The organism is Enterobacter sp. UCD-UG_FMILLET, from assembly GCF_000762975.1.
Classification (GTDB): Bacteria; Pseudomonadota; Gammaproteobacteria; order Enterobacterales; family Enterobacteriaceae; genus Enterobacter; species Enterobacter dykesii.
This window is the reverse complement of the sequence record NZ_JRJC01000036.1, coordinates 450,019-471,465: the sequence shown is the minus strand read 5'-3', so window position 1 is coordinate 471,465 and position 21,447 is coordinate 450,019. Positions and strand designations below refer to the sequence as shown.

The 21,447-nt window shown below is 55.7% G+C and carries 18 protein-coding genes; 12 read left to right on the top strand and 6 right to left on the bottom strand.

The genetic code is table 11. The features are described 5' to 3' along the window. Positions 1-68: 68 nt before the first annotated feature. The 3 genes from yieE to cirA all read left to right on the top strand — a co-directional run bounded on the left by yieE (position 69) and on the right by cirA (position 4,769). A complete protein-coding gene (gene yieE, locus LA04_RS17235; protein ID WP_024908171.1) occupies positions 69-935 on the top strand; it encodes a DNA-binding transcriptional regulator YeiE in 867 nt (288 codons plus the stop codon). A 169-nt stretch (positions 936-1,104) separates the two neighbouring features. After that, positions 1,105-2,574: an amino acid permease gene (locus LA04_RS17230; protein ID WP_047652522.1), complete on the top strand. Its 1,470-nt coding sequence runs from the start codon at positions 1,105-1,107 to the stop codon at positions 2,572-2,574. 224 nt (positions 2,575-2,798) lie between these two features. After that, positions 2,799-4,769, top strand: a complete 1,971-nt coding sequence (gene cirA, locus LA04_RS17225; RefSeq protein ID WP_047652521.1) for a catecholate siderophore receptor CirA — start codon at positions 2,799-2,801, stop codon at positions 4,767-4,769. Positions 4,770-4,878: 109 nt separating this feature from the next. Here cirA and fghA read toward each other — a convergent pair whose 3' ends face one another. After that, the gene (gene fghA / locus LA04_RS17220) at positions 4,879-5,706 is read right to left on the bottom strand and encodes an S-formylglutathione hydrolase (RefSeq protein WP_047652520.1); all 828 of its coding nucleotides are present in this window, start codon (positions 5,704-5,706) and stop codon (positions 4,879-4,881) included. Between the two features lie 138 nt (positions 5,707-5,844). Between fghA and LA04_RS17215 the strand changes: the two genes are divergently transcribed. The 7 genes from LA04_RS17215 (at position 5,845) to mglC (ending at position 14,039) form a co-directional block, all read left to right on the top strand. Next, positions 5,845-6,993: a YbfB/YjiJ family MFS transporter gene (locus LA04_RS17215; protein WP_047652519.1), complete on the top strand. Its 1,149-nt coding sequence runs from the start codon at positions 5,845-5,847 to the stop codon at positions 6,991-6,993. Positions 6,994-7,095: 102 nt separating this feature from the next. Beyond that, positions 7,096-7,764 carry a GTP cyclohydrolase I FolE gene (folE, locus tag LA04_RS17210; RefSeq protein ID WP_047652518.1) on the top strand — a complete coding sequence of 223 codons (669 nt, stop codon included), beginning with the start codon at positions 7,096-7,098 and terminating at the stop codon, positions 7,762-7,764. Positions 7,765-7,783: 19 nt separating this feature from the next. Continuing rightward, on the top strand, positions 7,784-8,941 hold the full coding sequence (gene yeiB, locus LA04_RS17205) for a DUF418 domain-containing protein YeiB (RefSeq protein WP_047652517.1): 1,158 nt from the start codon (positions 7,784-7,786) through the stop codon (positions 8,939-8,941). Positions 8,942-9,096: 155 nt separating this feature from the next. Then, complete coding sequence (galS, locus tag LA04_RS17200; RefSeq protein WP_047652516.1) at positions 9,097-10,119, top strand: HTH-type transcriptional regulator GalS; 1,023 nt, start codon at positions 9,097-9,099, stop codon at positions 10,117-10,119. A gap of 295 nt (positions 10,120-10,414) precedes the next feature. After that, positions 10,415-11,413 (top strand): galactose/glucose ABC transporter substrate-binding protein MglB, encoded by a 999-nt coding sequence (gene mglB, locus LA04_RS17195; protein WP_024908164.1) that lies wholly within the window; start codon positions 10,415-10,417, stop codon positions 11,411-11,413. A gap of 79 nt (positions 11,414-11,492) precedes the next feature. Beyond that, a complete protein-coding gene (gene mglA / locus LA04_RS17190) occupies positions 11,493-13,013 on the top strand; it encodes a galactose/methyl galactoside ABC transporter ATP-binding protein MglA (RefSeq protein WP_023312467.1) in 1,521 nt (506 codons plus the stop codon). 15 nt (positions 13,014-13,028) lie between these two features. Further along, positions 13,029-14,039 carry a galactose/methyl galactoside ABC transporter permease MglC gene (gene mglC / locus LA04_RS17185; protein ID WP_013097952.1) on the top strand — a complete coding sequence of 337 codons (1,011 nt, stop codon included), beginning with the start codon at positions 13,029-13,031 and terminating at the stop codon, positions 14,037-14,039. Positions 14,040-14,089: 50 nt separating this feature from the next. On the opposite strand, the gene LA04_RS17180 is transcribed toward mglC, so the two are convergent. From LA04_RS17180 to LA04_RS17160, 5 genes are all read right to left on the bottom strand, one after another. Further along, a complete protein-coding gene (locus LA04_RS17180; RefSeq protein WP_047652515.1) occupies positions 14,090-15,478 on the bottom strand; it encodes a glutamine synthetase family protein in 1,389 nt (462 codons plus the stop codon). Between the two features lie 123 nt (positions 15,479-15,601). Next, entirely contained in the window at positions 15,602-16,318 is a 717-nt protein-coding gene (gene sanA / locus LA04_RS17175; RefSeq protein ID WP_047652514.1) for an outer membrane permeability protein SanA, read from the bottom strand. Positions 16,319-16,444: 126 nt separating this feature from the next. Then, on the bottom strand, positions 16,445-17,329 hold the full coding sequence (gene cdd / locus LA04_RS17170; RefSeq protein WP_047652513.1) for a cytidine deaminase: 885 nt from the start codon (positions 17,327-17,329) through the stop codon (positions 16,445-16,447). 129 nt (positions 17,330-17,458) lie between these two features. Next, the gene (locus LA04_RS17165; protein WP_029740398.1) at positions 17,459-18,154 is read right to left on the bottom strand and encodes a CidB/LrgB family autolysis modulator; all 696 of its coding nucleotides are present in this window, start codon (positions 18,152-18,154) and stop codon (positions 17,459-17,461) included. Continuing rightward, a complete protein-coding gene (locus LA04_RS17160) occupies positions 18,151-18,546 on the bottom strand; it encodes a CidA/LrgA family protein (protein ID WP_023312463.1) in 396 nt (131 codons plus the stop codon). Before LA04_RS17160 ends, LA04_RS17165 begins: the two co-directional genes overlap by 4 nt. A 167-nt stretch (positions 18,547-18,713) precedes the next feature. Here LA04_RS17160 and dusC point away from each other — a divergent pair, with 167 nt between their 5' ends. After that, the gene (dusC, locus tag LA04_RS17155; RefSeq protein ID WP_047652512.1) at positions 18,714-19,646 is read left to right on the top strand and encodes a tRNA dihydrouridine(16) synthase DusC; all 933 of its coding nucleotides are present in this window, start codon (positions 18,714-18,716) and stop codon (positions 19,644-19,646) included. A gap of 358 nt (positions 19,647-20,004) precedes the next feature. Then, a complete protein-coding gene (locus LA04_RS17150) occupies positions 20,005-21,294 on the top strand; it encodes a carbohydrate porin (RefSeq protein ID WP_235211348.1) in 1,290 nt (429 codons plus the stop codon). Positions 21,295-21,447: the final 153 nt, after the last annotated feature.

Here is a 21,447-nt window from a genome sequence, read left to right as displayed (position 1 = left end):
CGGTGCTCTGGCTTAAAAATAAAATTGATTATATACTTATAATTAATCTATATAAGTGGTAAGCAACCATGCACATTACATTGCGTCAGCTGGAAGTGTTTGCCGAGGTGCTGAAAAGCGGCTCGACGACCCAGGCGTCACAAATGCTGGCGCTCTCACAGTCTGCGGTCAGCGCGGCGTTGACCGATCTTGAAGGACAGCTGGGCGTTCAGCTTTTTGACAGGGTAGGGAAGCGTCTGGTGGTCAACGAGCACGGTCGTCTTCTTTATCCACGCGCGCTGGCGCTGCTGGAGCAGGCTATCGAAATCGAACAGCTGTTCCGCGAAGACAACGGCGCAATCCGCGTCTACGCCAGCAGCACCATTGGGAACTACATCCTGCCGGAAGTGATTGCCCGCTACCGCCGTGATTTCCCGACCCTGCCGCTGGAGATGAGCGTGGGTAACAGTCAGGACGTTATCAACGCGGTGATCGATTTCCGCGTGGATATCGGCCTCATCGAAGGGCCCTGTCATAACGTCGATATCATTGCCGAGCCCTGGCTGGAAGATGAGCTGGTAGTGTTTGCGTCCCCGGCCTCGTCGTTATTGCAGGGCGAGGTGACGCTGGAACGGCTGGCGCAGGCGCAGTGGATCCTGCGCGAGCAGGGCTCCGGCACGCGTGAAATTGTCGATTATCTGCTGCTTTCCCATCTGCCGCATTTCCAGTTAGGGATGGAGCTTGGGAACTCTGAGGCTATCAAGCACGCGGTGCGTCATGGCCTGGGGATCAGCTGTCTTTCCCGGCGCGTTATTGCCGAACAGCTTGAGACGGGGTCGCTGGTGGAAATTCCCGTTCCGCTCCCGAAACTGGTGCGCACGCTGTGGTGTATCCATCATCGTCAGAAACACCTTTCCAGCTCGCTGCAGCGTTTTCTGCGCTATTGCGAGATGTAATCTTCCCCTCATGCTGGCTCTCTCCCCACAGGGGAGAGGGAAAAATTATGCTTTACTTATAATCCTGGCCGCGTCATGAAGCTCTCTTATAACTGAGTATTTCTGCCGGAAGGAACGCGGATCGTCTGCTACAATCGCGCCTCATTTATTAAATGGACAGCATTTTCACATGGTTTCAGAAATTAAAACCACAGAAGCGCCCACGCTACGTCGTGAACTCAAGGCGCGTCACCTGACGATGATCGCCATTGGCGGCTCAATCGGTACAGGTCTTTTCGTTGCCTCTGGCGCAACGATTTCGGCAGCAGGCCCGGGTGGGGCACTTTTCTCTTATATCCTGATTGGCCTGATGGTGTACTTCCTGATGACCAGTCTCGGCGAACTGGCCGCGTACATGCCAGTATCCGGTTCGTTCTCGACCTACGGTCAAAAATACGTTGAAGAAGGTTTCGGCTTCGCGCTGGGCTGGAACTACTGGTACAACTGGGCGGTCACTATCGCCGTTGACCTTGTCGCCGCACAACTGGTGATGAACTGGTGGTTCCCGGATACGCCGGGCTGGATCTGGAGCGCCCTGTTCCTCGCCGTCATCTTCCTGCTGAACTACATCTCCGTGCGCGGTTTCGGCGAAGCGGAATACTGGTTCTCTTTGATCAAAGTGGCAACCGTCATCATCTTTATCGTCGTCGGTGTGGCGATGATCGTTGGTATTTTCAAAGGCGCAGAACCTGCGGGCTGGAGTAACTGGGCGATAGGCGATGCGCCGTTTGCCGGTGGCCTTTCGGCGATGATTGGCGTGGCGATGATTGTCGGCTTCTCCTTCCAGGGAACCGAGCTGATTGGTATCGCTGCCGGTGAGTCAGAAAACCCGGAGAAAAATATTCCGCGCGCGGTCCGTCAGGTCTTCTGGCGTATCCTGCTTTTCTATGTGTTCGCGATCCTGATTATCAGCCTGATCATCCCGTACACCGATCCAAGCCTGCTGCGTAATGACGTAAAAGACATTAGCGTCAGCCCGTTCACGCTGGTCTTCCAGCACGCTGGTCTGCTTTCAGCTGCGGCAGTGATGAACGCCGTTATCCTGACCGCAGTGCTTTCAGCCGGTAACTCCGGGATGTATGCGTCCACCCGCATGCTCTACACGCTGGCATGCGACGGTAAAGCACCGCGTATCTTCGCGAAGCTGTCCCGCGGCGGCGTACCGCGTAACGCGCTGTACGCCACAACGGTCATTGCCGGTCTGTGCTTCCTGACCTCCATGTTTGGCAACCAGACGGTGTACCTGTGGCTGCTTAACACGTCCGGGATGACGGGCTTTATTGCCTGGCTGGGGATAGCCATTAGCCACTACCGTTTCCGCCGCGGTTTCGTCAAACAGGGACACGATATTAACTCGCTGCCGTATCGCTCCGGCTTCTTCCCACTGGGTCCTATTTTCGCCTTCATTCTGTGCCTGATCATTACGCTGGGACAGAACTATGAAGCGTTCCTGGCGGACACCATTGACTGGGGCGCCGTGACGGCGACCTACATTGGTATTCCGCTGTTCCTCGTCATCTGGTTTGGCTACAAGCTGACGAAAGGAACACACTTCGTTCGCTACAGTGAAATGGAATTCCCGGAACGATTTAAACAATAACCGCACTTCCTCTCTTTTAACCCGCTCATTCGAGCGGGTTTTTTTATGCCCGCATCCTGAAACAAAGATATATTTCTTAACAATTTAATTGATAATAATTATCGTTTGCTTTATCGTTATCAAAAATAAGCGTGTCACCGACCCACCGCAGACGTGGGCGGCAAGGAAGACGCTGTGAGCAATGATGATTTGATTTAGTTGTATTTACCTCATGGAGATATGGAATGTTTAGGTTGAATCCCTTCGTCAGGGGAGGACTTTGTGCGTCCGCAATGTCCCTGGCCCTGCCTGTTATCGCAGCGGAAACCGGCGACACAATGGTTGTCACGGCCTCCGCGACCGAGCAAAACCTGAAAGACGCGCCGGCAAGCATCAGCGTGATTACCCAGGAAGATTTGCAGCGCAAACCCGTTCAGAATCTGAAAGATGTGTTACGGGAGGTGCCGGGCGTTCAGCTCACGAGCGAAGGGGACAACCGTAAAGGGGTAAGTATTCGTGGACTGGACAGCAGCTATACGCTGATCCTGATCGACGGCAAGCGCGTTAACTCGCGTAACGCGGTATTCCGCCATAATGATTTCGACCTCAACTGGGTGCCGGTTGACGCCATCGAACGCATCGAAGTGGTGCGCGGGCCGATGTCTTCTCTTTACGGATCCGATGCGCTGGGCGGCGTGGTGAACATTATCACCAAAAAAATCGGCGAGAAATGGACGGGCACCCTGAGCGCCGATTCTACAATTCAGGAGCACCGCGATCGTGGAGACACGTACAATGGTCAGTTCTTTACCAGCGGTCCGCTGGTGGACGGTCTGCTGGGGCTGAAAGCCTACGGTAGCCTCGCGAAGCGTGAGAAAGACGGTCAGCAGAAATCCTCCACCACGGCGAGCGGTGAAACGCCGCGCATTGAGGGCTTCACCAGCCGCGATGCGAATGTGGAGTTCGCCTGGACACCGTCTGAAAACCACGACTTTACGGCGGGCTACGGTTTCGACCGTCAGGATCGTGACTCGGATTCCCTCGACAAAAACCGCCTTGAGCGTCAGAACTACTCACTCAGCCACAACGGCCGTTGGGGCGTCGGCAACAGCGAGCTGAAGGTTTACGGCGAAAAGGTGGATAACAAAAACCCGGGAAACAGCAATCCGATCACCTCCGAGAGCAACGCGGTGGACGGAAAATACGTGCTGCCGCTGGGTGAAATCAACCAGCTGCTGACCTTCGGCGGCGAATGGCGTCACGATAAGCTGAAGGATCCGGTCAACCTGACGGGCGGTTCCAGCAGCAGTACCTCGACAAGCCAGTATGCCCTGTTCCTTGAAGATGAGTGGCGTCTCTTTGAACCTCTGGCGCTGACCACCGGCATCCGTATGGACGACCATGATACCTACGGCGATCACTGGAGTCCGCGAGCCTATCTGGTCTACAACGCGACCGATACCGTAACGGTGAAAGGGGGCTGGGCTACCGCGTTTAAAGCGCCGTCGCTGCTGCAGCTTAGCCCGGACTGGGTTACCGGCTCGTGTCGCGGTGCCTGTGAGATTGTCGGTAACCCGGATCTGAAACCGGAAACCAGCGAGAGCTTCGAATTCGGTCTGTACTACAGCGGGGAAGAGGGCTGGTTAGAGGGCGTGCAGGCCAGCGTTACCACCTTCCAGAATAACGTGGATGACCGCATCAGCATCAGCCGTACGGCCAATGCGAAACAGGCCCAGGGTTACCCTAACTACGTTGGACTGAATGCGGACGGTGAACCGATTTTCCGCTACTACAACGTTAACAAGGCGCGTATCCGCGGGGTGGAGACCGAGCTGAAGCTCCCGCTGGCGGACGACTGGAAGCTGACCCTGAACTACACCTACAACGACGGTCGCGATATCAGCAACGGCGGCAACAAGCCGTTGTCCGATCTGCCGTTCCACACCGCCAACGGAACCGTTGACTGGAAGGCGACGCAGGACTGGTCGTTCTACGTTCAGGGCAACTACACCGGCGAGAAACGCGCGCTTACCAGCAGTGCAGCAACGCCGGGTGGCTATGTCATCTGGAATACCGGCGCCGCGTGGCAGGCGACGAAAAGCGTGAAGCTGCGCGCGGGCGTGCAGAACTTGCTGGACAAAGATCTGAGCCGCGACGATTACAGCTATACGGAAGACGGCCGTCGCTACTTTGTGGGCGTGGATTACAAGTTCTGATGCGGACAGGGTAAAAGCAAAACGGCAACGTAAGTTGCCGTTTTTAGTTTGTTCCCTCTCTCAGTGGGAGAGGGCCAAGGTGAGGGCATCAGAGCGCACGCACCCGCACTTACCCAAACAAATGCTCCGCATGGAAGCGGAGATGATCCTCAATAAAGGACGCGATGAAGTAATAGCTGTGGTCATACCCCGGCTGGATGCGCAGCGTCAGCGGCCAGTCCTTCTGGCGTGCCGCTTCGGCCAGCACCGCAGGCTGTAGCTGCCCGGCGAGGAACTGATCCGCATCGCCCTGATCGACAAGCATCGGGATCGCATTTGCTGAGCTGCTGGCCAGCATCAGCGCAGAGCTGTCCCATTCCTGCCATTTCGCTTCATCTTCACCCAGATAGTTCGTGAAAGCTTTCTGCCCCCACGGCACCTGCGTTGGGTTCACAATTGGCGCAAATGCCGACACGCTGACGTATTTTCCCGGATTTTTTAGCGCCATGATGAGCGCCCCGTGTCCGCCCATGGAGTGTCCGCTGATGGCGCAGCGGTCGCTTACCGCAAACCCGGACTGAATCAGCGCGGGCAGCTCGTCGCGAATGTAGTCATACATGCGGTAGTGGCCAGCCCAGGGCTGCTCGGTCGCATTGAGATAAAACCCGGCGCCTTTACCCAGGTCGTATCCAGCATCGTCGGCCACATGATCGCCACGCGGGCTGGTATCAGGCATCACCAGCGCAATGCCCAGCTCGGAGGCAAGTCGCTGCGCGCCCGCTTTGGTGGTGAAGTTTTCGTCGTTGCAGGTCAGGCCTGACAGCCAGAACAGAACCGGCGGATTTTCCGTCGGCGGCAGGAAAATGCTGAACGTCATCGCACAGTTCAGGACGGTGGAGTCATGCCGCCAGCGCTGCTGTCGACCTTCAAAACAACGGTGCTCTTCGAGCAGTTCCATGCAGGGCTCCTTAATGAGAATGCGTATTCATAAAAACCATAATACAGCCTTTTCATTGACCTGTGAGTAACTTTCACTTTCGCCAGACGGCGAGATGCTGCATCATAAATTTACTTTTCTTTAACAATTGGAGCGGTCATGGCGCTGCGTATTGCGCTCAGTGGGTTTGTCGTTCTGGTGGTGGCGATGGGGATAGGGCGCTTTGCCTTTACGCCCCAGGTGCCGCTGATGATTGCTGCCGGACAGCTTACGCTGACCAGCGCGGGTCTGGTGGCGGCGATGAATTATCTGGGCTATCTGGTGGGCGCATGGGATGCGATGCGCGCGCACCGCTTTGTTGAAACGCGCCTCTGGCTTGGCATCACCGGCGCGGTTGCGCTGACGCTGCTCTCCGCGGCGGCGGATAACGCCGTCGTGCACGGCCTGCTGCGCTTCGTGATTGGCTGCATGAGCGGCTGGTCGATGGTACTCATTGCCGCCTGGACCAACGAACGGCTGGGGCAGCTGGGTAAACCGGGCCTGAGCGCCGCCGTGTTTGCCGGACCGGGGGCGGGCATTGCCCTGAGCGGGCTTCTCGCCGTCTATATCCATGCGAAATCCCTTTCGGCCGGTGCGGCATGGCAAATCTACGGCGTGCTGGCGCTGGTGCTGATTGCGCTGGTGGCGCGCTACCTGCCGCGATCCGGGCAGCTCCATCGCCCCGGCACCGCGCCTGAGCCGCTGGTGCTGACGGCGGATTTAAAGCGCCTGGTCTGGAGCTACAGCCTGGCCGGGTTTGGCTATATCCTCCCGGCGACATTCCTGTCGCAAATGGCGGCGGTGCGTTTTCCCGGCAGCCTGTTTGCCCAGTTTGTCTGGCCGATTTTTGGTCTCGCCGCCGTGGTGGGGATTGCGCTCAGTATTCTTTTACGCCACACCTCAACGGCTAACCGCAGGCTGGCTATAGTCCTGTGGTTACAGGGGGCTGGCGTGCTGGCGGCCTGGCTGCTGCCGGGGATTGGCGGTTTGCTGACGGGCGGGCTGCTGGTGGGCGGCGGTTTTTTGTGTGCCGTCCAGCTCTCTCTTTTATACGGCCGCGAGCTGGCGCCAAACCACACGCGCTATATGGCAGGCCTGCTCACCACGGGGTATGCAATTGGTCAATTGATTGGCCCGGTCACCTCGGCGTTATCAACCTGGCTTACCCACCGGCTGGAGCCCGCGCTGGGGCTGGCGGGCGTTGCGCTGTTCGTCGGCGGAGCGCTGGTCTGGAATCGTCACGCTGAAAGGCAACAGCAATTGCAATAATTATCGTCGTGAATACTGGATTATGTGCGCCGCCTCACGCACAATGAGCGCATACTTTTGCCACAACGAGGGCAAAAGACGCCACACCTGCAGGAGAACAAAATGTCATCACTCAGTAAAGAAGCTGCCCTGGTCCACGAAGCCCTGGTTGCGCGCGGTCTTGAAACGCCACTGCGTCCGCCCGTACAGGATTTGGACAATGAAACCCGCAAGCGTCTGATTGCCGGTCATATGACCGAGATCATGGAGCTGCTGAATCTCGATCTGAGTGACGACAGTCTGATGGAGACGCCGCACCGCATCGCGAAAATGTACGTCGACGAAATTTTCTCCGGGCTGGATTACGCCAACTTCCCGAAAATTACCGTCATTGAAAACAAGATGAAAGTGGACGAGATGGTGACGGTACGCGATATCACGCTGACCAGCACCTGCGAACACCACTTCGTGACCATCGACGGTAAAGCGACCGTGGCGTATATTCCAAAAGATACGGTGATTGGCCTGTCGAAGATCAACCGCATCGTGCAGTTCTTTGCTCAGCGTCCGCAGGTGCAGGAGCGTCTGACGCAGCAGATCCTGACCGCGCTGCAAACGCTGCTGGGTACCAGTAACGTGGCCGTCTCTATCGACGCGGTTCACTACTGCGTGAAGGCGCGCGGCGTGCGTGATGCAACCAGTGCAACGACCACCACGTCGCTGGGCGGCCTGTTTAAATCGAGCCAGAATACCCGCCAGGAGTTCCTGCGCGCCGTACGTCACCACAACTAAGTCTTACAGGGCAGGAACCATGGAGCGAAACGTCACGCTCGATTTTGTTCGCGGCGTCGCCATACTCGGTATCCTGCTGCTTAATATCAGCGCCTTCGGCCTGCCGAAGGCGGCTTATCTCAATCCTGCCTGGTATGGCGACATCACCCTCAGCGATGCCTGGACCTGGGCTGTCCTCGATCTCTTCGCGCAGGTTAAATTCCTCACGCTCTTTGCCCTGCTGTTTGGCGCAGGTCTGCAACTCCTTCTCAAACGCGGTACGCGCTGGATCCAGTCGCGCCTGACGCTGCTGGTTCTCCTCGGCTTTATCCACGGCCTGTTCTTCTGGGACGGCGATATTCTTCTCGCGTATGGGTTAGTCGGGCTCATCTGCTGGCGCCTGATTCGCGATGCGCACAGCGTAAAAAGCCTGTTTAACACCGGCGTGATGCTCTATGTCATGGGGCTTGGGGTCCTGCTGCTGCTGGGGATGATCTCCGGCGAGGCGACGAACCGTTCCTGGATCCCGGATGCCGCTAACCTGCAGTACGAACAGTACTGGAAGCTGAAGGGCGGTACGGAAGCGATAAGCAACCGCGCGGATATGCTGGGGGATAACCTCCTTGCGCTGGGCGCGCAATACGGCTGGCAGCTGGCGGGTATGATGCTGATGGGCGCGTCACTGATGCGCACCGGCTGGCTGAAAGGGGAGTTCAGCCTGCGTCACTATCGACGAACGGGGGTCGGGCTGGTGCTGATCGGCGTGCTGATTAACCTCCCGGCGATAATCACGCAGTGGCACATCCACTGGGATTACCGCTGGTGTGCGTTCCTGCTCCAGGTGCCGCGCGAACTGAGCGCGCCGTTCCAGACCATCGGCTACGCGGCGCTGATCTATGGCTTCTGGCCAACGCTTTCCCGCCTCTGGATCGTCAGCGCTATCGCCTGCGTGGGCCGCATGGCGTTGAGCAATTACCTTCTGCAAACGCTTCTCTGCACCACGCTTTTCTACCGTTTTGGCCTGTTTATGAAATTCGACCGCCTCACGCTGCTGGCGTTTGTTATTCCGGTCTGGGTAGTAAACCTGGCGTTTTCTGTGCTCTGGCTACGCTATTTCCGCCAGGGACCGCTGGAGTGGGTGTGGCGTCAGTTAACCGCACATGCTTCAGGGGTATCATTGAAAAACACATCCAGATAACGATCTGGATCACAATCATTAACAAAACGGATGTAAGCGTTTTCATGAGTGTGAGCTTCTTCACGTAGTCCCCTTTCTCTCGCTGCCAAAATAGCCACCTTGCTAAACACAGGGGGTGTCTGTGAGTTGCTGCAATCCTTTGAAGGATGGTGAATATGATCACCATTCGTGACGTCGCCCGTCAGGCGGGCGTTTCTGTGGCTACCGTCTCACGCGTGCTGAACAATAGCGCGCTGGTCAGCCCTGAAACCCGTGAAACCGTAATGAAAGCCGTGACCCAACTGGGGTACCGGCCAAATGCCAATGCCCAGGCGCTTGCGACGCAGGTCAGCGACACCATCGGCGTGGTGGTAATGGATGTATCGGATGCCTTTTTCGGCGCGCTGGTGAAAGTGGTCGACGTGGTCGCCCAGCAGCATCAGAAATATGTCCTGATCGGCAACAGCTATCATGAGGCGGAAAAGGAGCGCCATGCCATTGAAGTGCTGATCCGCCAGCGCTGTAACGCCTTGATTGTCCATTCAAAAGCCTTGAGCGATGAAGAGCTAACCGGCTTTATGGATCAGATCCCGGGCATGGTGCTGATCAACCGCATTGTCCCCGGCTATGCCCATCGCTGCGTCGGCCTGGATAACGTCAGCGGCGCCATGATGGCGACGAAAATGCTCATCAACAACGGGCATCAGCGGATCGGTTATCTGGCCTCCAGCCATCATATTGAAGATGATGACCTGCGGCGCGAGGGGTGGCAAAACGCCCTGAAAGATCACGGCATTACGCCCTCAGAAAGCTGGACAGGCACCGGCACGCCGGACATGCAGGGCGGCGAGGCGGCAATGGTGGAGCTGCTGGGGCGCAACCTGCAGCTTACTGCGGTGTTTGCCTATAACGACAGCATGGCGGCAGGGGCCCTGACGGCGCTGAAAGATAACGGCATTGCGGTGCCACAGCATTTATCACTCATTGGTTTTGATGATATCCCGATTGCCCGTTACACCGACCCGCAGCTGACAACGGTGCGCTACCCCATTGCCTCTATGGCAAAACTGGCGACTGAGCTGGCGTTACAGGGGGCGGCAGGGCTGCTGGATCCGGGCGCAACGCACTGTTTCATGCCGACTTTAGTGCGTCGGCACTCCGTAGCGGCCCGGCAAATTGTGGTTCCGATCACTAACTGATTACATGAGCTGATGTAACCGTTTTCAATCTGTGAGTAAATTCACAGTATCTTAACAAGGCGCTGACTATGATGTCAGCGTTTTAGGAGCTGAAACGCTATGTAACGGTGATTATTCACTTTCACTATAGCCAACGTGCTGCAAACAACGAATAAAACGCATTTCTGGAGCGTTACCGAACACGGAAGATAGAAATTTTATAAGTGAACTTCGGCTGTCAGTAACGTTTTATTAACACCTGCCCGCCGATCGTTATTCACAAGAACTACCCTGCATAAAAAAAACCGGAGATACCATGAATAAGAAGGTGTTGACCCTGTCTGCCGTAATGGCAAGCATGCTTTTTGGTGCAGCAGCGCACGCTGCGGATACCCGTATTGGTGTGACCATCTATAAATACGACGACAACTTCATGTCTGTTGTGCGTAAAGCGATTGAGAAAGATGCGAAAGCAGCGCCAGACGTTCAGCTGCTGATGAACGACTCCCAGAACGACCAGTCCAAACAGAACGACCAGATCGACGTTCTGCTGGCGAAAGGCGTGAAAGCCCTGGCCATCAACCTGGTTGACCCGGCTGCAGCAGGCACGGTTATTGAAAAAGCGCGCGGCCAGAACGTGCCAATCGTCTTCTTCAACAAAGAACCTTCCCGTAAGGCGCTGGATAGCTATGACAAAGCGTATTACGTCGGTACCGACTCCAAAGAGTCCGGTATTATTCAGGGCGATCTGATCGCCAAACACTGGGCGGCGAACCCGAACTGGGATCTGAACAAAGACGGTCAGATTCAGTTCGTGCTGCTGAAAGGCGAACCAGGCCATCCGGATGCTGAAGCCCGTACCACCTACGTTATCAAAGAGCTGAACGATAAGGGTCTGAAAACCCAACAGCTGGCGTTAGATACCGCGATGTGGGATACCGCTCAGGCGAAAGATAAGATGGACGCGTGGCTGTCCGGCCCTAACGCCAACAAAATCGAAGTGGTTATCGCGAACAACGATGCGATGGCAATGGGTGCGGTAGAAGCGCTGAAAGCACACAACAAATCCTCCATTCCTGTGTTCGGCGTAGATGCACTGCCAGAAGCGCTGGCGCTGGTTAAATCCGGTGCGATGGCCGGTACCGTTCTGAACGATGCCAACAACCAGGCGAAAGCGACCTTCGATCTGGCGAAAAACCTGGCCGATGGCAAAGGCGCGGCTGATGGCACCAACTGGAAAATTGAAAACAAAATCGTTCGCGTACCTTACGTGGGCGTAGACCAGTCCAACCTGGCTGAGTTTATCGGCAAATAAGTTAGCGGTACTGTCTCCACTGGGCGCAATTCGTTGCGCCCTTTTATAACGCGATATGCGAGGCCAACAAGGTATAATTATGGTCAGCACAAATACTCAGTCATCCGGTGAATACCTGTTGGAAATGAGCGGTATCAACAAGTCATTTCCCGGCGTTAAGGCACTCGATAATGTTAATTTAAAAGTTCGTCCTCACTCTATTCATGCCCTGATGGGGGAGAACGGTGCGGGTAAATCAACATTATTAAAATGTCTTTTTGGGATCTATCAAAAAGATTCTGGCAGCATTCTTTTTCAGGGGAAAGAGATCGATTTCCATTCAGCGAAAGAAGCACTGGAAAACGGTATCTCGATGGTTCACCAGGAATTAAACCTGGTGCTGCAGCGTTCAGTCATGGATAACATGTGGTTGGGGCGTTATCCAACCAAGGGTGTCTTTGTCGATCAGGACAAAATGTATCGCGACACCAAAGCGATTTTTGACGAGCTGGATATTGATATCGATCCGCGCGCCCGCGTGGGAACATTATCCGTCTCCCAGATGCAGATGATCGAAATCGCCAAAGCGTTCTCCTACGATGCGAAAATTGTCATCATGGACGAACCGACATCATCATTAACGGAAAAAGAGGTTAATCACCTTTTTACTATTATTCGTAAGCTAAAAGATCGCGGCTGCGGTATCGTATATATTTCCCACAAAATGGAAGAGATCTTCCAGCTGTGCGATGAGATTACCATCCTGCGCGACGGTCAGTGGATTGCCACTCAGCCGCTGGAAGGGCTGGACATGGACAAGATCATCGCCATGATGGTCGGCCGTTCTCTGAACCAGCGCTTCCCGGACAAAGAAAACAAGCCGGGCGAAGTGATCCTGGAAGTGCGCAATCTGACCTCGTTACGTCAGCCGTCTATTCGCGATGTCTCCTTCGATCTGCACAAGGGTGAAATCCTGGGGATTGCCGGTCTGGTCGGCGCTAAACGTACCGATATCGTGGAAACCCTGTTCGGTATCCGTGAGAAAGCCGAAGGCACTATTACGCTGCACGGTAAGAAAATTAACAACCACAACGCCAACGAAGCCATTAATAATGGTTTTGCGCTGGTGACGGAAGAGCGTCGTTCGACCGGTATTTATGCCTATCTGGATATTAACTTTAACTCGTTAATTTCTAACATTCGCAATTACAAAAACAAAGTCGGACTGCTGGATAACTCCCGCATGAAGAGCGATACCCAATGGGTTATTGACTCCATGCGCGTGAAAACGCCAGGACACCGCACCCAAATTGGTTCGCTGTCAGGCGGTAACCAGCAGAAAGTCATTATCGGACGCTGGTTATTAACCCAGCCAGAAATTCTGATGCTGGATGAACCGACCCGCGGTATTGACGTCGGCGCGAAGTTTGAAATTTATCAGCTGATTGCCGAGCTGGCGAAAAAGAATAAAGGGATCATTATTATTTCTTCCGAAATGCCGGAATTGTTAGGGATCACGGATCGTATTCTGGTTATGAGCAATGGTCTCGTTGCCGGTATTGTTGACACCAAAACGACAACGCAAAACGAAATTTTGCGTCTTGCGTCTTTGCACCTTTAAGATCAGGGGCTCCTCATGAGTGCGTTAAATAAAAAAAGTTTTCTCACTTACCTGAAAGAAGGCGGTATTTACGTTGTTCTTTTAGTACTGCTGGCTATCATCATTTTCCAGGACCCTACGTTCTTAAGCCTGCTGAACCTGAGTAACATTCTGACCCAGTCCTCCGTGCGTATTATCATTGCGCTGGGCGTGGCGGGCCTGATCGTGACCCAGGGGACGGACCTTTCTGCCGGTCGTCAGGTGGGTCTGGCGGCGGTTATCGCGGCAACCCTGCTGCAGTCGATGGAAAACGCCAACAAGGTGTTCCCTGAAATGGCCACCATGCCGATTTTCGTGGTGATCCTGATTGTCTGCGCCATCGGTGCGGTGATTGGTCTGATCAACGGTATCATTATCGCCTACCTGAACGTGACGCCGTTTATCACCACGCTGGGTACGATGATCATCGTTTACGGTATCAACTCCCTGTACTACGACTTCGTGGGTGCTTCCCCAATCTCGGGCTTTGACAGCGGCTTCTCGACCTTTACGCAAGGGTTCATCGCGCTGGGCAGCTTCCGCCTGTCGTATATCACCTTCTATGCGCTGATTGCGGTGGCCTTCGTCTGGATCCTGTGGAACAAAACGCGCTTTGGTAAAAACATCTTCGCCATCGGCGGTAACCCGGAAGCGGCGAAAGTCTCCGGCGTAAACGTTGCTCTGAACCTGCTGATGATTTATGCGCTGTCCGGTGTGTTCTACGCCTTCGGCGGGATGCTGGAAGCGGGCCGTATCGGCTCTGCCACCAACAACCTTGGCTTCATGTACGAGCTGGATGCGATCGCAGCCTGCGTGGTGGGCGGCGTCTCCTTCAGCGGCGGCGTGGGTACGGTACTGGGCGTGGTGACCGGTGTGATCATCTTCACCGTCATCAACTACGGCTTGACCTATATCGGCGTGAACCCGTACTGGCAGTACATCATCAAAGGCGCCATCATTATCTTCGCGGTCGCGCTGGATTCACTTAAGTACGCGCGTAAGAAGTAATTGCTCCTCGTGTTATCCGGCCCGCTCATCGAGCGGGCTTTTTTTATGCCCTACGCCAGATGCGACTCCTCTCGGGTCACAATGCGCTCAAACCAGTCGAGTTCAGAGAGCTTGCAGGCGACCCACTGTTCGGAAAAGGCGTCGCCCAGGCTGTCGGTGAGATACTGACAGCGGGCAAAGGTCTCAATCGCCTCCTGCTGAAACAGCGGCAGCTCGGATTGATCGTGCTGCGGTTCGGGTAAATCCTGCTCGTCGGTGTTTTCCAGCCCGTACAGCATGCCGGTCAGGATCGTGGCTGCCACCAGATACGGATTGGCATCGGCCCCGGCCAGCCGGTACTCGATACGACGGTTGTGATCATCCGAGCAGGGAATACGCAATGCGGCGGAGCGGGTGTTATAGCCCCAGGAGTTAAAGACGGGCTCCGTCAGGTTTTTACGCAGGCGACGAAACGCGTTGACGCCCGGCGCAAGAATGGCGACAGAGGCGGGCATCAGCGCCAGTTGCCCCGCGATGCACAAACGCATCATGCTGTTAAGCGCGTTCTCAGGTGAAGCAAAGACGTTTTCGCCGTGACGATTGTTCAGGCTGAAATGGAAGTGCAGGCCGCTGCCGGCCAGCTGGCTGAAAGGCTTAGCCATAAAGTTGGCCTGCAGGCCGTGCTTCTCGGCAACGTAACGGGTCAGGCGACGAAGCGCCAGCACGTTATCGCAGACCTCAACCACGCGATGGCTGTGCTTCAGGTTTAATTCGTACTGACCGGACTCGGCTTCCGCCACGATCCCGGACAGCGGGATGCGCTGCAGGTGCGCCAGCTGTTCCAGCTCGTCAAACAGTGCCGCATGGGCCGTCGTAGTATCCATATGAAAACAGCCCTGATTTTGCGGATCCCGATCGTCATGCCCCGTCAGATAGAACTCGATTTCCGGGGCAATCACCGGGAAGAGGCCGTGCTGGTGGAAGCGGGCCAGCACGTTCTGCAGTATCACGCGAGGCTCAAGCGGGCAGGGGGTATCGTCGCTGTCTTTCATCGTCAGCAGGATCTGCGCGTTGTGCTGCGGATCCTGCGGGCAGGGGCGCAGGGAGCCGGCGACAGGAACGCAGAGTCGGTCCGGCTCATCATGAAGCGGGGCGGCGATTTTTCCTTTCTGATCCATCGAGTAGACCGAAAGGGGAAAATAACAGCCTTTTTCCAGGCTCAGCATGCTCTCCACCGACAGACGCTTGCCGCGCATCGTGCCGTTGATATCGTTCAGGTAAACGTCAATATGTTTCGTTTGCGGGTAACGTTCCAGATAATCTGCCACTTCCACTGAAATGTTGTGCTGCAGGGCGTCAATTTTTTCATCAAGCCAGAGACCGGAATTGAGTGCGCCAGGAAGTGATAAACCAGGAAAGTTAAAATACGGACGGAGACTTTTGAGGAAAAACGCATTCATTATTGAGTTCATAGTCATTCTTCAATGAAGCCGTAGCGGCAGTGAACTCAGCTTAAAAGAGCCGACGTAAAGGGGGGATAAAAAGCGTCAGGCCCGGCGTAAAGAAAGTATAAAGGCGGCCTGTTATTTCTCTTTTTTCTGTATATCCAGCAGCTGTTCGGGCGTGACGGCCGGGTAACCCTGCGCGTCTTCCGGCACTTCGTGCATCGCCGGAATGGGCACCAGCGGGCCTAAAAAGCGCGGTTCGCGTTTGAAGATATACAGATCGGCCAGGGCACCAAAGCGCGCGCCGAACTCGCGGACGCGCACGCTCAGCATATCTTTTGGCGACGGCACCGCGTAACACTGCGCCTGGATGCCCATATGCAGGGCGATAAACAGCGCGCGCTCGCAGTGGAAGCGCTGGGTAATGATGATGAAGTCGTTGGTGTCGAAGACTTTGCGCGTGCGCACGATCGAGTCCAGGGTGCGGAACCCGGCGTAATCGAGCACGATATCGGCAGGATCCACGCCCGCAGCAATCAGGTCCTTCCGCATCGTCACCGGTTCATTGTAGCTTTGCAGCGCGTTATCGCCGCTCAGCAGCAGGTAGTTCACCTTGCCGCTGTTGTAGGCGTTCAGCGCGCCCTGAATGCGGTAACGGTAATATTGGTTGATCACCCCGGTGCGGTAATACTTGGCGGTGCCGAGCACCACACCAACCTGACGATAGGGCAGGTCCTGCAGGTCATCAAAGATGTAGGGGGCGGTTTTCCAGCTCATCCAGCGGTCGAGACCGAGCACGATCAACAGCAGTATGCCGACCAGGACAGACAGGCTGTAAAAAACGCGCTTTAACATGGAGATGGCTCGTTCGTGGATGAAATTTAACTCAGGCTACTTTACCCGCCTGGTTAGCGCAAGAAACAGCAGCTCAACTGAGGGGTTTTTCAGCAAACGGGCGGGCATTTCTGCCCGCCGGAAGGATTACGCCAGCAGTACGCGGTCAATCGTCGTGCAGCCTAACGCTTTGAGCGTCGCGGCGGTGGCATCCCACTGGATCAGCGGCGCATCGGCTTTTTCTGCCAGAATGGCGCGCTGAATGTCCGGATAGTCATAGCCGTTCAGGCTCAGCAGGTTAAGCGCGCCCTGCAGCGGCGGCAGCGTTGGGTTAAACGCGGCGTTTTCCGCATAGCTGCCGCTAAAGATTCGGCCATCACGGCACTGCAGCGCCACGCCGCTCGGGGACTTGCTGTATGGCGTGTGGCTTTTATTCGCCGCGCGAATCGCTGCCTGGCTCAGGTCATCGCCGGACAGGGCGTAACCGTGGTCCTGATCGTCCATCAGCAGCGTTTTGATCTCCAGATCTTTCGGGCCAAACGCGTCGGGCAGATAATCGCCCAGCGTGTGCGGCGCGCGGCCTGGCAGGTTGATGCGCAGCTGCAGCCCGCTGTTCAGCTCGTTCATAAACTGGCGGCAGTGCCCGCAGGGGGTGTAGTTCACGGTAATCGCGCTCAGGGCTTTTTCACCGCGCAGCCAGGCGTGGCTGATGGCGCTCTGCTCGGCGTGCACGGTTTGCTGCATGGTTGCGCCCAGGAACTCCATATTGCCGCCGAAGTACCAGGTTCCGCTGACGCCGCGCGCAATGGCCCCGACGTTAAAGTGGGAGAGATCGGCCCGCGCGCAGGCGGCAGCCAGAGGAAGCAGTGCGAAAGCCAGCGCGTCTTCGTCCAGTCCCGTTGCCTGTTTCAGCATCGTGACCTGCTCCGCGGTCAGCAGGGCGGGGAAGTGTGCATCTGCCAGAACGGGAGCAAGGGCTGACTGCAAATTCTCTGCAAGCTGGGCGAAAGCAGCTTGAAAACGTGGGTGCATGGCGTTTGCCTCATAAAGGTTAATGGATCGGTAGTTTACGGAGCCGTCAGGGCTTTATATGTGATCCAATTCTCATTATGTATGCAACTTATGAAATCAAAATGAAATTTGCGCGACGCATCGCAAATTTTAGCCCATCACCGCCAGAATCAGCGGGAAAATGAACGGGGCCAGCAGGGAGGTGATAATCCCGCAGATCACTAGCGCCAGCGAGCTAAACGCCCCTTCCTGATAATCCAGCTCCGCGCAGCGGGCAGTGCCCAGCGCGTGGGAAGCTGTCCCCATCGACAGCCCTCGTGCCGCTTTAGTGTGAATACGCATCCCGTTTAGCAGGGTGTGGCCAAACACCGCACCGAGAATACCGACGAAAATGACGCACATCGCGCTGATGGCCGGAATACCGCCGAGGCTGCCGCCAACCGCCATCGCGATAGGCGTGGTCACCGATTTAGGCAGGATAGAGGCGGCAATCTGCGGCGAGGCCCCCATCAACAGCGCTACCGACGTGCCGGTGATCATCGCCACCAGGCTGCCCACAAAACAGATGGTAATGATGGATTTCCAGCGGGCGCGGATCTGGTGCAGCTGTTCATATAAAGGAAAGGCGAGCGCCACAACCGCAGGCTGCAGCAGGTCGTTTAAGATTTTGCTGCCGGCAAAGTAGCGTTCGTAAGGAATGCCGGTGAGCAGCAGGAACGGAATAATCACCACCATTGCCACCAGCAGCGGGTTCAGCAACGGCATTTTGAAACGTGCGGCAAGCTTGCGCGCGGCGAAGAATACCGCCAGGGTTAACGGCAGCGACCACCAGATATTGGCCATCATTTTTTTGTTTTCTCCCCAACCACGTTACGTTCGCCATGCACCAGATGCGAACTCCAGCTCACCACCAGGAAAACCACCAGCGTACTGACCGCGCAGGAGACCACAATCGGGCCGAACTGGGCCTTGAGCAAATCAAAATACTGCATGACCCCGACGCCAATGGGCACGAAAAGCAGCGCCATATAGCGAATGAGGACGAAGCAGCCGGGATTGACCCATTTTGCGGGCAGGATTTGCAGCGCCAGCAAAACAAAGAGGATCAGCATACCGATAATGCTGCCGGGAATGACAATCGGAAGCAGCGACGCGATGAAAATCCCGGCATACAGGCAGGCGTATATCAGGACGAATGCGCGCAGATATTGCCAGATAATGTTCAATGATTTGCTCATGGTGATAGTCCTTGCTGAAACGCATTCATCATACAATTAAACCAAAAAATGTGCCACGGATCACATCATGAAATTTGAGCATACCAGACATTCCCGAATGGAACGTCGCGCTTTCCACATACATACAGAGCAGATACTATAGCGCGTCTTTTTTTACAGGTACTGCTATGCGTGTTTTGCTGGCCCCAATGGAAGGCGTGCTCGATTCTCTCGTGCGCGAGCTTCTGACCGAGGTGAACGATTACGATCTCTGCGTGACGGAGTTTCTGCGCGTGGTCGATATGCTGTTGCCGGTAAAATCCTTCTTCCGCCTGTGCCCCGAGCTGCACAACCAGAGCCGGACCTCTTCCGGCACGCTGGTGCGTATTCAGCTGCTCGGCCAGTACCCCGAATGGCTGGCGGAAAACGCCGCCCGCGCGGTTGAGCTGGGCTCTTACGGGGTGGATCTCAACTGCGGTTGTCCGTCGAAGCTGGTTAACGGCAGCGGCGGCGGGGCGACCTTGCTGAAAGATCCTGAGCTGATTTACCGCGGCGCGAAGGCCATGCGTGAGGCCGTGCCTTCGCATTTGCCGGTGACGGTTAAGGTGCGCCTGGGGTGGGACAGCGACGCGCGGCAGTTCGAGATCGCCGATGCGGTGCAGCAGGCCGGGGCCACCGAGCTGGTGGTGCATGGCCGCACCAAAGAGGATGGCTATAAAGCCGAGCGCATAAACTGGCAGGCGATCGGTGAGATCCGCAAGCGCCTCACCATTCCGGTCATCGCCAACGGCGAAATCTGGGATTACGAGAGCGCGCAGGCCTGTCTGAAGGACACCGGCTGCGATGCGGTGATGATCGGTCGCGGCGCGCTGAATGTGCCGAACCTCAGCCGGGTGGTGAAATATAACGAGCCGCGAATGCCGTGGGCAGAGGTCATCACGCTGCTGCAAAAATACAGCCGACTGGAAAAGCAGGGCGATACCGGTTTGTATCACGTCGCGCGAATTAAGCAGTGGCTGAGTTATTTACGTAAAGAGTACGATGAAGCGCTGGGATTATTTCAGGAAATTCGTACATTGCAGACTTCGTCTGATATTGCCCGGGTGATTCAGTCCAAATAATAAGCGTTAAATTGCTCACACTTTTTTAAATCAGAAAACCGTTCTGGTTTTCAACGTGGCGCGACGGTGTTAAGGTGCCACTGTTTTCAACGCAGGATTGTTACTGGTTAACAGGCAAAACCTAAGCGTTTCACAGCATTTTCGCTGTGGAGCGCTTAGGTTTTTTTTTGCCTCTCGTTTATGCAGGAGAGAAATTTGGCTTAGCGCTTTTTACTGATTTTAAAAAAATGAAATATCGACAGGAAATAGAAAATTTCCTGCGGCCGGTTACGCACAAAATACTCAAGCACAGGTTGTTATCATGGCATATAAAAATAAACTCTTTGCGTTCTCCATATTGGCGATATCCCCGCTGTCGATGGCGCAAGACTGGAACGGAACGGTATTAGGTTTTGAAGCGCCACCGGACCCGGTTTTGGGCGAGATGCTCGGTATTCGTAAAATCCTCAACGATAACGGTTTTACGTACAATCTCGGCTATTTAAATGAGATCGGCTGGAACGGCGGTGGCGGATATAACCACGACTCCCACGTGGCCTATATCGACCAGTTCGCGCTGACCTTCAATCAGGATCTGGAGCGCTGGACCGGTATCCCGGACGCGCGTATCGAGGGGAACATCGTCAACCGTAACCACAATGACGACCTCACCACCAAGCGCTTGCAGGACCCTCGCGTTAACTTTAACGACCTGACCCAGGAGAGCTGGGGAGGGCAGTCGATTACCCGTCTGGGCTGGCTGACCTTTGCCCGCAGCTTTGACGACCGGCGTCTGACCTGGCGCATCGGGATGATGAACAAGGTGCAGACCTTCGATCAAATCATCCCCTGTGATTTCCAGCTCCTGTCGCAGTGCGGCGGGAAGTCAGCCAACTCGCTGACGTGGAACAACTGGAACGTTCACACCTGGGGCACCACGCTTGCGTATAAATTAACGCCGACGCTAACCCTGAAGGGCGGCGTGATGGAGCAAAATCCGGAGGCCTCCAGCCGCAGCCACGCGTGGAGCTGGTCGACGAAGGGCAGCAAAGGGGTTTTACTGCCGGTTGAAATCGAAGCGCGTCCGCTGATTAACGGCCTGTCGGGGGCGTACAACCTGGGCGTGGTGTTTACCAACGCGCCGCAAACCGATCTCTATCGCGGCAATTCCGGCGGGGCGGGCGCGACGGACCCGGACGGATTCGATACGCACAGCCGGACCTGGTTCATGTACGCCGGGCTGAACCAGCAGCTTACGCAGCATCAGGATGATCCGAATCGCGGGTTGAGCACCTCTTTCAGCATGAGCCTTGCGGATCAGCGCACCAACTACATGCACCAGGTTTACGCCGCCTCGCTGCGCTACCGCGGGCTGTTTGACGCGCGACCGGAGGACTGGATTGGCTTTGGCTTAACCTGGATTGATATGAGCAGCCAGTACGCCCGCAACCAACGTTACCTGAACAGCGTGAGCGGCGTTAGCGATTACTACAATCCGGCATATCACCCGGTGCCGGGCCATTCCCTTAACGGTGAGTTTTACTACCGTTTTCGTCCCGTGCCGTGGCTTGAGCTGCAGCCGGGCATTCAGTACTGGCACCATCCTGGCGGCGTCAGTCGCACCCAGGATGCCTGGGTTACCGAGCTGAAAACGGTGGTGAGCTTCTAATATCACCGTAGCAAGTTCGATCCGCGTCACGTTTCTGACGCGTGATGCATTGAGGCTATGAATGAAACTGATAGAGTGCCAGAACTGGATTGTTACTGCTTAGGCAGGCAAAACCTGATTTTCTGGCATCTGCCGGAGGTCAGGTTTTTTTGT